At 53.9% G+C, this 15,333-nt stretch carries 13 protein-coding genes; 6 read left to right on the plus strand and 7 right to left on the minus strand.

Annotated elements, in window-relative coordinates:
• The first annotated feature begins 188 nt into the window (after positions 1 to 188).
• Positions 189 to 1,856: an energy-dependent translational throttle protein EttA gene (gene ettA / locus D9597_RS04060; RefSeq protein ID WP_000046754.1), complete on the plus strand. Its 1,668-nt coding sequence runs from the start codon at positions 189 to 191 to the stop codon at positions 1,854 to 1,856.
• Positions 1,857 to 2,092: 236 nt separating this feature from the next.
• Here ettA and nadR read toward each other — a convergent pair whose 3' ends face one another.
• Genes nadR through serB form a run of 3 tightly spaced genes read right to left on the minus strand, consistent with a single transcriptional unit; the run spans position 2,093 to position 5,745 of the window.
• Positions 2,093 to 3,325 (minus strand): multifunctional transcriptional regulator/nicotinamide-nucleotide adenylyltransferase/ribosylnicotinamide kinase NadR, encoded by a 1,233-nt coding sequence (nadR, locus tag D9597_RS04065; RefSeq protein ID WP_130221683.1) that lies wholly within the window; start codon positions 3,323 to 3,325, stop codon positions 2,093 to 2,095.
• A 20-nt stretch (positions 3,326 to 3,345) separates the two neighbouring features.
• The gene (gene radA / locus D9597_RS04070; RefSeq protein WP_001029699.1) at positions 3,346 to 4,728 is read right to left on the minus strand and encodes a DNA repair protein RadA; all 1,383 of its coding nucleotides are present in this window, start codon (positions 4,726 to 4,728) and stop codon (positions 3,346 to 3,348) included.
• Between the two features lie 48 nt (positions 4,729 to 4,776).
• Positions 4,777 to 5,745, minus strand: coding sequence for a phosphoserine phosphatase (gene serB / locus D9597_RS04075; RefSeq protein ID WP_130204788.1), 969 nt, complete (start codon positions 5,743 to 5,745; stop codon positions 4,777 to 4,779).
• 105 nt (positions 5,746 to 5,850) lie between these two features.
• On the opposite strand from serB, the gene D9597_RS04080 reads away from it, so the two are divergent.
• From D9597_RS04080 to D9597_RS04090, 3 genes are read left to right on the plus strand one after another with little or no spacing between them, the layout of a single operon-like run.
• Positions 5,851 to 6,495: a YtjB family periplasmic protein gene (locus D9597_RS04080; protein WP_064530388.1), complete on the plus strand. Its 645-nt coding sequence runs from the start codon at positions 5,851 to 5,853 to the stop codon at positions 6,493 to 6,495.
• Positions 6,496 to 6,522: 27 nt separating this feature from the next.
• A complete protein-coding gene (lplA, locus tag D9597_RS04085) occupies positions 6,523 to 7,539 on the plus strand; it encodes a lipoate--protein ligase LplA (protein WP_130221684.1) in 1,017 nt (338 codons plus the stop codon).
• A gap of 31 nt (positions 7,540 to 7,570) precedes the next feature.
• The gene (locus D9597_RS04090) at positions 7,571 to 7,834 is read left to right on the plus strand and encodes a helix-turn-helix transcriptional regulator (protein ID WP_130221685.1); all 264 of its coding nucleotides are present in this window, start codon (positions 7,571 to 7,573) and stop codon (positions 7,832 to 7,834) included.
• A gap of 148 nt (positions 7,835 to 7,982) precedes the next feature.
• On the opposite strand, the gene deoD is transcribed toward D9597_RS04090, so the two are convergent.
• The 4 genes from deoD to deoC all read right to left on the minus strand — a co-directional run bounded on the left by deoD (position 7,983) and on the right by deoC (position 12,348).
• Positions 7,983 to 8,702, minus strand: coding sequence for a purine-nucleoside phosphorylase (gene deoD / locus D9597_RS04095; RefSeq protein WP_000224878.1), 720 nt, complete (start codon positions 8,700 to 8,702; stop codon positions 7,983 to 7,985).
• A 56-nt stretch (positions 8,703 to 8,758) separates the two neighbouring features.
• Positions 8,759 to 9,982, minus strand: a complete 1,224-nt coding sequence (deoB, locus tag D9597_RS04100) for a phosphopentomutase (RefSeq protein WP_000816471.1) — start codon at positions 9,980 to 9,982, stop codon at positions 8,759 to 8,761.
• A 51-nt stretch (positions 9,983 to 10,033) separates the two neighbouring features.
• Entirely contained in the window at positions 10,034 to 11,356 is a 1,323-nt protein-coding gene (gene deoA, locus D9597_RS04105; protein WP_126350691.1) for a thymidine phosphorylase, read from the minus strand.
• Positions 11,357 to 11,568: 212 nt separating this feature from the next.
• Positions 11,569 to 12,348: a deoxyribose-phosphate aldolase gene (gene deoC, locus D9597_RS04110; protein ID WP_001295412.1), complete on the minus strand. Its 780-nt coding sequence runs from the start codon at positions 12,346 to 12,348 to the stop codon at positions 11,569 to 11,571.
• Between the two features lie 257 nt (positions 12,349 to 12,605).
• Here deoC and D9597_RS04115 point away from each other — a divergent pair, with 257 nt between their 5' ends.
• Together D9597_RS04115 and D9597_RS04120 are read left to right on the plus strand one after the other, a co-directional pair.
• Positions 12,606 to 14,156 (plus strand): YjjI family glycine radical enzyme, encoded by a 1,551-nt coding sequence (locus tag D9597_RS04115; RefSeq protein ID WP_130221686.1) that lies wholly within the window; start codon positions 12,606 to 12,608, stop codon positions 14,154 to 14,156.
• A complete protein-coding gene (locus D9597_RS04120; protein WP_130221687.1) occupies positions 14,128 to 14,991 on the plus strand; it encodes a YjjW family glycine radical enzyme activase in 864 nt (287 codons plus the stop codon). The genes D9597_RS04115 and D9597_RS04120 overlap by 29 nt, the downstream gene beginning before the upstream one ends.
• Positions 14,992 to 15,333 lie beyond the last annotated feature (342 nt).

Here is a 15,333-nt window from a genome sequence, read left to right on the forward strand (position 1 = left end):
TGAGTGAGTCCCCAGGAGCTTACAGAAGTAAGTGACTGGGGTGAGCGAGCGTAAGCGCAGCACATGCAACTTGAAGTATGACGAGTATACTGCGAAGGTGATCGACCAACTGGGATTAGGCGGGGAAAAAGGCTACACTTCGCCTTTGAAAACTCATCATCACGATAAACATAGAGGCGAAGTCCAACGTGGCTCAATTCGTTTATACCATGCATCGTGTCGGCAAAGTTGTTCCGCCGAAACGTCATATTTTGAAAAACATCTCTCTGAGTTTCTTCCCTGGGGCAAAAATTGGTGTCCTGGGCCTGAACGGCGCCGGTAAGTCCACCCTGCTGCGCATTATGGCGGGCATTGATAAAGACATCGAAGGTGAAGCGCGTCCGCAGCCAGACATCAAGATTGGTTACCTGCCGCAGGAACCGCAGCTGAACCCGGAACACACCGTGCGTGAGTCCATTGAAGAAGCGGTTTCTGAAGTGGTTAACGCCCTGAAACGTCTGGATGAAGTGTACGCGTTGTATGCCGATCCGGATGCCGATTTTGACAAACTGGCCGCTGAACAGGGCCGTCTGGAAGAGATCATTCAGGCTCACGACGGTCATAACCTGAACGTACAGCTGGAGCGTGCGGCGGATGCGCTGCGTCTGCCGGACTGGGACGCGAAAATCGCTAACCTCTCTGGTGGTGAGCGTCGTCGCGTGGCGTTGTGCCGTCTGCTGCTGGAAAAACCAGACATGCTGCTGCTCGACGAACCGACCAACCACCTGGATGCCGAATCCGTGGCCTGGCTGGAACGCTTCCTGCACGACTTCGAGGGCACCGTGGTGGCGATTACCCACGACCGTTACTTCCTCGATAACGTTGCAGGCTGGATCCTCGAACTTGACCGCGGTGAAGGTATTCCGTGGGAAGGCAACTACTCCTCCTGGCTGGAGCAGAAAGATCAGCGCCTGGCGCAGGAAGCTTCACAAGAAGCGGCGCGTCGTAAGTCGATTGAGAAAGAGCTGGAATGGGTACGTCAAGGTACTAAAGGCCGTCAGTCGAAAGGCAAAGCACGTCTGGCGCGCTTTGAAGAGCTGAACAGCACCGAATATCAGAAACGTAACGAAACCAACGAACTGTTTATTCCACCTGGACCGCGTCTGGGCGACAAAGTGCTGGAAGTCAGCAATCTGCGTAAATCCTATGGCGATCGTCTGCTGATTGACTCCCTGAGTTTCTCGATCCCGAAAGGGGCGATCGTCGGGATCATCGGTCCGAACGGTGCGGGTAAATCGACCCTGTTCCGTATGATCTCTGGTCAGGAACAGCCGGACAGCGGCACCATCACTTTAGGTGAAACGGTGAAACTGGCATCTGTCGATCAGTTCCGTGACTCAATGGATAACAGCAAAACCGTTTGGGAAGAAGTTTCCGGCGGGCTGGATATCATGAAGATCGGTAACACTGAGATGCCAAGCCGTGCCTACGTTGGCCGCTTTAACTTTAAAGGGGTTGATCAGGGTAAACGCGTTGGCGAACTTTCCGGTGGTGAGCGCGGTCGTCTGCATCTGGCGAAGCTACTGCAGGTTGGCGGCAACATGCTGCTGCTCGACGAACCAACCAACGACCTGGATATCGAAACCCTGCGCGCGCTGGAAAACGCCCTGCTGGAGTTCCCGGGCTGTGCGATGGTTATCTCGCACGACCGTTGGTTCCTCGACCGTATCGCCACGCACATTCTGGATTACCAGGATGAAGGTAAAGTTGAGTTCTTCGAAGGTAACTTTACCGAGTACGAAGAATACAAGAAACGCACGCTGGGCGCAGACGCGCTGGAGCCGAAGCGTATCAAGTACAAGCGTATTGCGAAGTAATGCGTAAAATGCCGGATGCGGCGTGAACGCCTTATCCGGTCTACAAAACCAGAAATTTCAATACGTTGCGAAACTGTAGGCCTGATAAGACGCGGTAAGCGTCGCATCAGGCATTGAGCACCGGATGCCGGATGCGGCGTAAACGCCTTTTCCGGCCTACAAGCTCAGCGATTTCAATACGTTGCGAAACTCCAGGCCTGATAAGACGCGGTAAGCGTCGCATCAGGCATTGGGTCTTATCCCTGCTCCCCCATCATCTCCCGCACCAGCTCCACGCAGCGCAGGAAACGGCTGTCGTAATCGTCCTCTTCAACCCGCACGAATTCGATATTATTCTCTTCCAGCATCTCCACCAGCAAGTTCTGGAACTCTTTACGATCCACCGAACTGCCGAGGCTGCGTAAACCATCCGCCACCCACGGGGTGTTGTTCTCCAGCAGGATCACCAGATCAAAACGGTATTCATCAATCAACGCCTGCACGAACGGATGCTCACGCCCTTCGTACTTTTTGCAGAACGCCTGAGTAGTGACAAAATCGGTATCGATAAATGCCACTTTATTGGCGTATTTCACTGCAAAATCAATGTATTGAGCGTGACCCAGCGCGATTTTATCGTAGTCGGAATACTGCAATGCGATCTCATCGCCGCCGAGATGCGAAAAGACATAATCACGACCAAACTCCCACGCACTGGTGGTGTTGAAGATATTGGCGAGTTTGTTTACCAGGGTGGATTTACCGCTCGATTCACCACCGAGGATCGCCACGGTACGCACAAAGAACGGCTTCACTTCGGTAGGAATATATTCCCAGTAGCGGAACGGGTTTTCGCGGATCTGCGCACCGCTGATACTCATAAAAGTGCGTTTCGGATCGATCAACACCGTTTCGATCCCCAGATGTTCCATATACTGCGGCGCGTCGGCTTCTTCCGATGTGTAGATCAGATCCGGCTGGATCCCCTTTTCAGCCATAAACTTTTTGATGCCGTTGCTCCACACATCCCAGCCGTGCGGATACGGCTCCATGCCCTCTTCGTTAAAGGCATGAATACGAATGTTTTTTTGATACTTAAAGGTTTGCAATAACCAGCGCAGACGATCCGGCACGGTCGGCTGCTGCGACATGGCACTGTCTTCGAACAACGCGCGGTCACGGGTATCGTCAAAGCCCATAATGATATGCAGCTCGTCAACCTGGCTACAGGCGCGCTGGATAAGGTAGATATGTCCGGTATGCAGTGGGTAGAACTTACCGAATACAACGCCGATCGTTTTCTTCTGCCGTGGAAACTCAAGCCCCAAAAAACGGTGCAATGCCTCCAGCTTTTGCGCGCTGGGGCTTTTGATTTTGGCATTCAGTAACTGGCTTAAATACCCTTTGGTCATACCGCTGGCATCAGCTACCTGCTGTAGCGTGCAGCCCTGTTGCTTGATGGCAGTTTTCAGGTAATCAAATGACGACATATCTCCCTCCGTATCTCTTATTATAAGTCGTCGAACACGCTAAGCGCGTCGGAGAGTTTTTTAACGCCAAAAATCTGCATCCCTTCAGGCACTTTTTTCGGTACGTTAGCCGCCGGAACAATTGCCCGCCGAAAACCGTGTTTCGCCGCTTCTGAGATTCGTTCCTGGCCGCTGGGCACCGGGCGGATCTCCCCTGCCAGCCCGACTTCACCAAACACCACCAGATCCTGCGGTAGCGGCCTGTCACGCAGGCTGGAAACCATCGCCAGCAGTAACGCTAAGTCGGCGCTGGTTTCCGTTACCTTCACGCCGCCGACCACGTTCACAAACACATCCTGATCGGCCATTTGCAGGCCGCCGTGACGGTGCAGCACCGCCAACAGGATCGCCAGACGGTTTTGTTCCAGCCCTACTGCCACGCGGCGTGGATTCGCCATCATCGAGTGATCGACCAGCGCCTGAATCTCCACCAGCAGTGGACGCGTTCCTTCCCATACCACCATCACTGAACTACCAGAGGTCACTTCATCGCCACGGCTTAAAAAGATGGCGGAAGGGTTGCTAACTTCACGCAGCCCCTGTTCGGTCATCGCAAATACGCCCAGCTCATTCACCGCGCCGAAGCGGTTTTTATGGCTGCGCAAGGTGCGAAAACGGGAGTCGGCATCGCCGTCCAAAAGCACCGAACAGTCGATACAGTGTTCCAGCACTTTCGGGCCAGCCAGTGAACCATCTTTGGTTACGTGACCGACCATGACAATCGCCACACCGCGCGTTTTGGCGAAGCGCGTCAGATAAGCCGCTGTTTCACGCACCTGCGCCACGCTGCCTGGCGATGACTGAACATCCGCCATATGCATCACCTGGATCGAGTCAATTACCATCAGCTTCGGTTGCTCTTCTTCGGCAATCAGGCAGATCTGCTCGATGCTGGTTTCCGACAACATATTGAGATTGTCAGTCGGCAGGCCAAGGCGATGAGCGCGCATTGCCACCTGTTGCAGCGACTCTTCGCCGGTGACATACAGCGTTTTCATCTGCTGCGCCAGTTTGCACAGCGTTTGCAGCAACAGCGTGGATTTCCCGGCACCTGGGTTACCGCCAATCAGAATGGCGCTTCCCGGCACAACGCCACCGCCTAATACGCGGTCGAACTCTTTAAATCCGGTTGAAAAACGCGGCAGCTCTTCAAGGCTGATATCGGAGAGTTTCTGGACTTTTGCCACCCCGGCGCTACCGGCATAGCCACTCAGACGCTCGTTACGCGCCACCGTTGGCGACGCAGCAAGACGCACCTCGGTGATGGTGTTCCAGGCATGACAGGCGCTGCACTGCCCCTGCCAGCGCGGATAATCGGCCCCGCATTCATTACAAACAAAGGCGCGTTTTGGAGCTTTTGCCACGGTGTACCTCGTTAATGCTGTGCCACCCGCAGGATGACGGGCGGGCAATTACTTCTGATTCAGGCTGCCAGAGAGGATGCAGAATACCCCCATCAAGTCAGCGTGACGGATGGTGACTTCCGTCTTTTCATTCACTTTTGGCTTGGCATGGTAGGCAATCCCCAGTCCTGCCGCTTTGATCATCGGCAGGTCGTTGGCACCATCGCCAATCGCCACGGTTTGCGCCAGCGGAATATCATACTCCTGCGCCAGCCGGGTCAGGGTTTTCGCTTTGTACTGCGCGTCTACAATGTCGCCGATCACATTGCCGGTAAATTTACCGTCCATGATCTCCAGTTCATTGGCTACCACGGCGGTTAATCGCAGCTTGTCGCGCAAGTATTCAGCAAAGAAGGTAAAGCCGCCGGAGGCAATCGCCACTTTCCAGCCCAGCGTTTCCAGCTTCAGCACCAGTTGCGTTAAGCCCGGCATTAGCGGTAGATTTTCACGCACCTGTTGCAGAATGTTCGCGTCAGCGCCTTTCAGCGTCGCCACGCGGCTACGCAGGCTGGCAGTGAAATCAAGCTCCCCGCGCATTGCCCGTTCGGTCACTTCCGCCACCATCTCGCCCGTTCCGGCCAGTTTGGCAATTTCATCAATACATTCTATCTGGATAGCGGTGGAGTCCATGTCCATCACCAGCAGCCCTGGCGTGCGCAGGTGCGGTATTTTCCCCAGTGGCGCGACATCCAGCTGCGCTTCGTGGGCCAGGCGCGTAGCCCGGGCGGTGAGTGAACCTGCCAGACGAATCACCTGATAATCTTCCACGCACCAGGCAGCAACAATCACCATTGCCGCGCCCAGTTTGCTTTGGTACTGGGTCAGACGTTGTTTATCCAGCCCACGACCATACAGCAGCCAGCCGCTACGACCTGCGTGGTAATCCAGTGGCATCACTTCATCACCACTTAATGAAAGAGGCAGACCAGGCCATAAAGAGACATCTTCAGGCAGGTCGCACCAGGTAATGTTAGGCATTAAGGCTCCTGTAAAATCGTTCGAAGCAGGGAAAATAACGCATGAGGCTACCTTGTATCCATTGCTTCTGGCAACATTAAGTCTCAAATTTTCAACGGGTGGAATATGGCTCGCACAAAACTAAAATTCCGGCTGCATCGAGCAGTGATTGTCCTGTTCTGTCTCGCTTTGTTGGTCGCACTAATGCAGGGAGCATCATGGTTTAGTCAAAACCACCAGCGACAGCGTAATCCACAGTTGGAAGAACTGGCCCGTACCCTGGCGCATCAGGTAACCCTGAACGTTGCGCCGCTGATGCGTACCAACTCACCTGATGAAAAACGCATTCAGGCGATCCTCGACCAGTTGACGGACGAAAGTCGCATCCTCGACGCGGGTGTGTATGACGAACAAGGCGATCTTATCGCCCGCGCAGGTGAAAGCGTCGAGGTGCGCGACCGACTGGCGCTCGACGGTAAAAAAGCAGGTGGCTATTTTAACCAGCAGATTGTCGAACCGATTAAGGGGAAAAATGGACCGCTCGGCTATCTGCGCCTGACGCTCGATACCCATACGCTCGCCACCGAAGCCAAACAGGTGGATAACACCACCAATATTCTACGCCTGATGCTGCTGCTCTCGCTGGCAATCGGTGTGGTGCTAACTCGCACACTGTTGCAGGGTAAACGTACCCGCTGGCAGCAATCGCCCTTCCTGTTAACCGCCAGCAAACCGGTACCGGAAGAGGAAGAAAGCGAGAAAAAAGAGTGACCCATTACTACAAGAAAGGAAATCGTTATGTCCACATTACGCCTGCTCATTTCAGACTCTTACGACCCGTGGTTTAACCTGGCGGTGGAGGAGTGTATTTTTCGCCAGATGCCCGCCACGCAGCGCGTTCTGTTTCTCTGGCGCAATGCCGACACGGTAGTGATTGGTCGTGCGCAAAACCCCTGGAAAGAGTGTAATACCCGGCGGATGGAAGAAGATAACGTCCGCCTTGCACGGCGCAGCAGCGGTGGCGGCGCGGTGTTCCACGATCTCGGCAATACCTGTTTTACCTTTATGGCTGGCAAGCCGGAGTACGATAAAACTATCTCCACGGAGATTGTGCTTAATGCGCTGAACGCGCTCGGCGTCACCGCAGAAGCTTCCGGGCGCAACGATCTGGTGGTGAAAACCGCCGAAGGCGACCGCAAAGTCTCTGGCTCGGCCTATCGCGAAACCAAGGATCGCGGTTTCCACCACGGCACCTTGCTGCTCAATGCCGACCTCAGCCGCCTGGCAAACTATCTCAATCCGGATAAAAAGAAACTGGCGGCGAAAGGCATTACTTCAGTACGTTCCCGCGTGACCAATCTGACCGAGCTGCTACCGGGAATTACCCATGAGCAGGTTTGCGAGGCCATAACCGAGGCCTTTTTCGCCCATTATGGCGAGCGCACAGAAGCGGAAATCATCTCCCCGGACAAAACGCCAGACTTGCCGAACTTCGCCGAAACCTTTGCCCGCCAGAGTAGCTGGGAGTGGAACTTCGGTCAGGCTCCGGCGTTCTCGCATCTGCTGGATGAACGCTTTACCTGGGGCGGCGTAGAACTGCATTTCGACGTTGAAAAAGGCCATATCACCCGCGCCCAGGTGTTTACCGACAGCCTTAACCCCGCGCCGCTGGAAGCTCTCGCCGGACGGCTGCAAGGCTGTCTGTACCGCGCGGATATGCTGCAACAGGAGTGCGAAGCGCTGCTGGTCGACTTCCCTGAACAGGAAAAAGAGCTACGGGAGTTGTCGGCGTGGATAGCAGGGGCGGTGCGGTAACTCGCTCATTAAAATATCCAGGGAAGGAAATATGATCGATCTGGAGAACCAGGAACGGGAGATTATCAATTTAATGTTCAGCCAGGGTATATCCTGGCTAGCCGCCGTGCGTATCAGGCATAAATTATCGCTTGCTGAAGTAAGTAAAATGTTAGGTATCTCGATTAATTCTCTAAAACGGCTCGAAAAGACGGAACGGCTTAGTTCAAACATCAAAAGCAAAATGGCAGGAATTTATGGTTGTCCACCAGAGTTGCTGATATACCCTTCCTGGATGACGGCTGAACATAAATGAATAGATACTTGAATGGATTTTATTATCTATCCATATGAAAAATAATAGTAAATCTATAAATCAGTTGCTATTGATGAATAGATACTAAAAAGCCGGAGCAGTCTCCCGCTCCGGCTTAACACGACGTTCGCCTTTCAGCGAAACACAATTACTCTTTATCGCCCAGCAGAACGGATTCCAGTGCGATTTTGATCATGTCGTTGAAGGTGGTCTGACGCTCTTCAGCAGTGGTCTGCTCGTGAGTACGGATGTGGTCAGACACGGTGCAGATAGCCAGTGCTTTCGCACCAAACTCTGCAGCCACGCCGTAGATACCAGCCGCTTCCATTTCCACGCCGAGGATGCCGTATTTTTCCATCACGTCGAACATTTCGCCGTCCGGAGAGTAGAACAGGTCGGCGGAGAACAGGTTACCAACACGCGCATCAACGCCCAGTGCTTTAGCCGCGTCTACCGCGTTACGCACCATGTCAAAGTCAGCGATAGCCGCGAAGTCATGATCTTTAAAACGGATGCGGTTAACTTTGGAATCGGTGCAGGCACCCATACCGATAACGACGTCGCGCAGTTTTACGTGCGGCAGAACTGCGCCACAGGAACCTACGCGGATAATTTTCTTCACGCCGAAATCGGTGATCAGTTCTTTGGTGTAGATGGAGCAGGACGGGATACCCATACCGTGACCCATTACGGAAATTTTGCGGCCTTTGTAAGTACCGGTGAAGCCCAGCATACCGCGAACGTTGTTCACTTCACGAGCATCTTCAAGGAAAGTTTCAGCAATATACTTCGCACGCAGCGGGTCGCCAGGCATCAAAACTACGTCAGCGAAATCGCCCATTTCTGCATTAATGTGTGGGGTAGCCATCGTTTTATCCTTTTTGTGACATAACAAAGGCGGAGTCAACGCTCCGCCCAAATCCATCAGAACATGGCTTTGCCATATTCCATATCAGAAGTACCAAAATATTTTGCCAGAGTCTGGCCGATATCCGCGAAGGTTTCGCGGTGACCCAGCGAACCCGGTTTTACTTTCGGGCCGTAAACCAGTACCGGAATGTGTTCACGCGTGTGGTCAGTACCGGTCCAGGTCGGATCACAACCGTGGTCAGCAGTGAGGATCAGGATGTCGTCATCGCGCAGCAGAGACATCAGTTCCGGCAGACGGCGGTCGAACAGTTCCAGACCCGCAGCATAGCCTGCGACATCGCGACGGTGGCCCCAGGAAGAGTCGAAGTCAACGAAGTTGGTGAAGACGATGGTGTTATCACCCGCTTCCTTCATCTCTTTGATAGTGGCGTCAAACAGCGCGTCCAGACCAGTCGCTTTCACTTTCTTAGTGATACCGCAGTTAGCGTAGATGTCCGCAATCTTACCGACAGAAACCACCTGGCCGTGTTTTTCATCAACCAGTTTTTGCAATACAGTCGGTGCTGGCGGTTCAACTGCCAGGTCGTGACGGTTACCGGTACGCTGGAAGTTACCGGCTTTGTCGCCGATAAACGGACGAGCGATAACACGACCGATGTTGTAGCCGCCGTTGGTCAGCTCTTCACGGGCGATTTCACACAGTTCGTAGAGTTTATCCAGACCGAAAGTTTCTTCATGGCAGGCAATCTGGAACACGGAGTCAGCGGAGGTATAGAAAATCGGCTTGCCGGTTTTCATGTGCTCTTCGCCCAGTTGATCCAGGATGACCGTACCGGAAGAGTGGCAGTTACCGAGGTAACCTGGCAGGTTAGCGCGTTCAACCAGTTTATCCAGCAGCTCTTGCGGGAAGCTGTTTTCGTGATCGGAGAAGTATCCCCACTCAAACAGAACCGGGACACCGGCGATTTCCCAGTGACCAGACGGGGTATCTTTACCGGATGACATTTCGTGCGCCCATGCGTACGCGCCGATAACTTCAGCGTTGCCGTCCATTCCTGCCGGAATGAAACCGGTAGAACCTTCATGTGCTTTCGCCAGCCCCAGACGGGTCAGATTTGGCAGATTGAGCGGGCCTTTACGACCGTTATCAGCTTCGCCTTTGGCACAGGCTTCTGCGATATGACCCAGGGTGTCAGCCCCGACGTCACCAAAGCGTTCTGCATCTTCTGTAGCGCCGATGCCGAATGAGTCCAGCACCATAATAAATGCACGTTTCATATGTTCTCCGTACTCAGTGCTTCAAATTTAAATGATCAGATCAGTATACCGTTATTCGCTGATACGACGATAGACAGTTGGTGTGCTTTCCGGTGCTTTATCGGCAAGTTTAATTGCCGCTTTCACCGCTTTCGCCGCTTCCTGCCAGCTGTTTTCGTCTTTCGCGTGGATAACCGCCAGCGGACGCTGACCGTCTACCTGGTCGCCCAGACGCGCCATATCAGTAAAGCCGACGCTGTAATCGATGGTGTCAGATGCCTGACGGCGACCGCCGCCCATTGCAACCACTGCCATCCCCAGCGCACGGGTATCCATTTCACTGACAAAACCTTCGGTATCAGCATAGACTGCTTTCGTCAGCATCGCTGTCGGCAGATACTTCGCGTAGTTCTCAACGAAGTCGGTCGGGCCTTTTTGTGCTGCCACCATACGACCGAAGACTTCTGCCGCTTTACCGTTGTCCAGCATCGCCTGCAATTTCGCGCGCGCTTCGGCGTCATCTTTCGCCAGTTTACCGGAGATAAGCATCTCCACGCACAGCGCCATCGTGACATCAAACAGACGCGGGTTACGATACTCACCCGTCAGGAACTGCACCGCTTCACGTACTTCAACCGCATTACCTGCACTGGAGGCCAGTACCTGATTCATGTCGGTGAGCAGCGCGGTGGTGCGCACGCCAGCGCCGTTAGCCACGCCAACAATCGCTTCGGCAAGGGCTTCAGAGAGTTCGTAGGTCGGCATAAACGCGCCGCTACCCACTTTCACGTCCATCACCAGCGCGTCCAGACCTTCCGCCAGTTTCTTCGCCAGGATCGAGGCAGTGATCAGCGGGATGGAGTCCACGGTTGCGGTAATATCACGGGTCGCGTAGAAACGTTTATCCGCCGGAGCCAGTGAGCTGGTCTGACCGATAATCGCCACACCGACGTCTTTAATGATTTCGCGGAAACGGTTGTCATCCGGGAAGATGTCGAAGCCAGGGATGGATTCCAGTTTGTCGAGCGTGCCGCCAGTATGACCGAGGCCACGACCGGAGATCATCGGAATATAGCCGCCACAGGCAGCGACCATCGGCCCCAACATCAGCGAAGTGACATCGCCGACGCCACCGGTGGAATGTTTATCAACAATCGGGCCATTCAGATGCAGGCTTTTCCAGTCGAGAACGGTTCCTGAATCTCGCATCGCCATGGTCAGCGAGACACGCTCAGGCATTGTCATATCGTGGAAGAAAATGGTCATCGCGAGGGCGGCAATCTGCCCTTCGGAGATAGTGTTGTCGCGAATGCCGTTGATAAAGAAGCGAATTTCTTCATCGCTCAGCGCATGGCCATCACGTTTTTTACGAATAATTTCTTGTGCGAGAAACAAGGTAACCTCCCGTGGAATAAGTTTGAAGGCGTTGTTGCCAGATGGCGGATGTTGTTATTACCTGATGCTCGCTGCTTATTATCATGCCTACACGGCACTCGCCCCGTAGGCCGGATAAGGCGTTCACGCCGCATCCGGCATCACTGCTGACGGCCTGATGCGACGCTGACGCGTCTTATCTGGCCTACATCCACCCTCTGGCAAAAGGCAGCTTAGTAACTGCTGGCGCTCTTACCGTCGCCGTGGCCCAGCGCTTTCAGCAGGCTTGCCAGCAGGCTGGAAGCGCCAAAGCGATAGTGGCGCGCATCTGCCCAGTCAGCACCGAACAGTTCATCTGCAATAGCGAGATATTTCTGCGCATCTTCCGCAGTACGCACGCCGCCCGCCGGTTTGAAACCAACGGTTTTCTCTACGCCCATATCACGGATCACTTCCATCATGATGCGCGCGCTTTCCGGCGTCGCGTTCACTGCCACTTTACCGGTAGAGGTTTTGATGAAGTCGGCACCCGCTTTGATGGAGATTTCAGACGCTTTGCGGATCAGCGCTTCGTCTTTCAGTTCGCCGGTTTCGATGATCACTTTCAGCAGTACGTTCGCCGCTGCGCAAGCCTCTTTACAGGCTTTCACCAGATCAAAACCAACTTGCTCGTTGCCCGCCATCAGCGCACGGTACGGGAACACCACGTCAACTTCATCAGCACCGTAGGCGATTGCCGCACGGGTTTCTGCCAGTGCAATTTCAATGTCATCGTTACCGTGTGGGAAGTTGGTTACCGTAGCAATACGGATTTCCGGGGTGCCCTGCTCTTTCAGCGTTTTGCGAGCAATCGGGATAAAGCGAGGATAGATACAGATAGCAGCGGTATTGCCGACCGGAGTTTTGGCCTGATGACACAGGGCGATCACTTTCTCGTCGGTGTCGTCGTCATTCAGGGTAGTCAGGTCCATCAATTTCAGTGCACGCAGGCTGCTTGCTTTCAGATCAGTCATTTCATTCTCCTGGCTTGTCGCCAATAAAATTCACCTTGCGAGTTTGTTAGTATTCTAACATCGACTCCGCAACACACTTCGATATACATCACAATTAAGAAAATCTACTTACAAATTTGCATTACGGTAATGCGATCTGGTTCAAATAATTCACTTTCAAATGAATGCACCGATGGTGACAAACGCATCAGGATCAAAGTGAACATCACGAAACTTCTTACAATGGCGCATCACCTTTGGCATAAAAGGAAAAGAAGATGCCCACTTCTCACGAGATTGCACTGCAACAACGTTGCCAGCAAATTGTCACAAGCCCGGTGCTTAGTCCGGAGCAGAAACGCCATTTTCTGGCGCTGGAAGCAGAAAACAATCTGCCTTATCCGCAGCTACCTGCCGAAGCCCGCCGCGCGCTGGATGAAGGCGTAATCTGCGATATGTTTGAAGGTCATGCGCCGTACAAACCGCGCTATGTCTTACCCGATTACGCCCGTTTTCTGGCGAACGGTTCCGAATGGCTGGAGCTGGAAGGCGCGAAAGATCTTGATGACGCGCTCTCTCTGTTGACCATTCTTTATCATCATGTCCCTTCGGTCACATCGATGCCGGTCTACCTGGGGCAGCTGGATGCGTTGTTGCAACCGTATGTTAGAATTCTAACACAAGACGAGATCGACATTCGAATAAAACGTTTCTGGCGTTACCTCGACAGAACCCTGCCAGACGCCTTTATGCACGCCAATATCGGCCCGTCTGATTCGCCCATTACCCGAGCAATTTTACGCGAAGACGCAGAACTGAAGCAAGTTTCACCGAACCTGACCTTTATCTACGATCCTGAAATTACCCCTGATGACCTGCTGCTGGAAGTGGCGAAAAACATCTGTGAATGTAGCAAACCGCACATCGCCAACGGTCCGGTGCATGATAAAATTTTCACAAAAGGGGGCTACGGGATTGTGAGCTGTTACAACTCACTGCCGCTGGCGGGTGGTGGCAGCACGCTGGTGCGCCTTAACCTGAAAGCCATTGCCGAGCGCAGCGAATCGCTGGAAGACTTCTTTACGCGCACTCTACCGCACTACTGCCAGCAGCAGATCGCCATCATCGATGCGCGGTGTGAATTCCTCTATCAACAATCACACTTCTTTGAGAATAGCTTCCTGGTGAAAGAAGGGCTGATTAACCCTGAACGTTTTGTGCCAATGTTTGGCATGTATGGGCTGGCGGAAGCGGTTAACTTGCTGTGCGAGAAAGAAGGGATTGCCGCGCGCTACGGTAAAGAGGCCGCCGCAAATGAAGTGGGTTATCGCATCAGCGCGCAACTGGCGGAGTTTGTCGCCAATACCCCTGTGAAATATGGCTGGCAAAAACGCGCCATGTTGCACGCACAGTCGGGGATCAGTTCCGATATCGGCACCACGCCGGGCGCGCGTTTGCCGTATGGCGATGAGCCAGATCCGATCACCCATCTGCAAACTGTCGCCCCGCATCATGCTTATTATTATTCCGGCATCAGCGACATTCTGACGCTCGACGAAACCATCAAACGTAACCCGCAGGCACTGGTACAGCTTTGCCTCGGTGCCTTTAAAGCCGGAATGCGTGAATTTACCGCCAATGTCAGCGGTAACGATCTGGTTCGCGTTACCGGTTATATGGTGCGTTTGTCGGATTTAGAAAAATATCGCGCCGAAGGTTCACGCACCAACACCACCTGGCTGGGCGAAGAAGCCGCACGCAACACTCGTATTCTGGAACGCCAGCCGCGCGTGATAAGCCATGAACAGCAGATGCGCTTTAGTCAGTAAGATTATCCCCTTCTCCTGCGTTGACGGGCCAGGCAGTCGTCTGGCTCTGTTTTTGCAGGGCTGCAATCTGCGCTGCAAAAACTGTCACAATCCGTGGACGATGGGACGTTGCAATGACTGTGGGGAGTGTGTGCCACAGTGTCCGCATCAGGCGTTGCAGATTGTTGACGGCAAAGTGGTGTGGAACGCTGTGGTCTGCGAGCAATGTGATACCTGCCTGAAGAGGTGTCCGCAACATGCCACACCAATGGCGCAATCCATGAGCGTGGATGAGGTGCTTAGCCGTATCCGCAAAGCGGTGCTGTTTATTGAAGGGATAACGGTAAGCGGCGGCGAAGCCACGACCCAACTGCCGTTTGTAGTGGCGCTGTTTACTGCTATCAAAAACGATCCGCAACTGCGCCACCTCACCTGCCTGGTGGACAGTAACGGTATGTTGAGCGAAACCGGCTGGGAAAAATTGCTCCCGGTGTGCGACGGCGCGATGCTCGATCTCAAAGCGTGGGGGAGCAAATGTCATCAACAATTAACCGGACGCGATAATCAGCAGATTAAGCGCAGCATTAGTCTGCTTGCCGATCGCAGCAGGCTGGCGGAACTGCGTTTGCTGGTAATCCCAGGCCAGGTTGATTATTTGCAACACATCGATGAGCTGGCGGCGTTTATCAAGGGACTTGGCGATATTCCGGTTCGCCTGAACGCATTTCATGCCCACGGCGTGTATGGCGAGGCGCAAAGCTGGCCGAGCGCCACGCCGGAAGACGTTGAGTCGTTGGCTGATGCGTTAAAGGTGCGCGGGGTGAGTCGGTTAATATTTCCGGCGCTGTATTTGTGACATGCCTTCTCCGGCCTACGGTTCGGCACTGGCCTCCAGGCATGATAAGACGCGTTAAGCGTCGCATCAGGCATTGTGCACCGACTGCCGGGTGCGGCGTGAACGCCTTATCCGGCCTACGGTTCGGCACAGGCCTGTAGGCATGATAAGACGCGTCAAGCGTCGCATCAGGCATTGTGCACCGACTGCCGGATGCGTCGTGAACGCCTTATCCGACCTACGGATCGGCACAGGCCTGTAGGCATGATAAGACGCGTCAGCGTCGCATCTGGCATTGTGCGCCGACTGCCGGATGCGTCGTGAACGCCTTATCCGGCCTACGGTCGGCACAGGCCTGTAGGC

It is taken from the genome of Escherichia sp. E13S3, assembly GCF_004212325.1.
Lineage (GTDB): Bacteria > Pseudomonadota > Gammaproteobacteria > Enterobacterales > Enterobacteriaceae > Escherichia.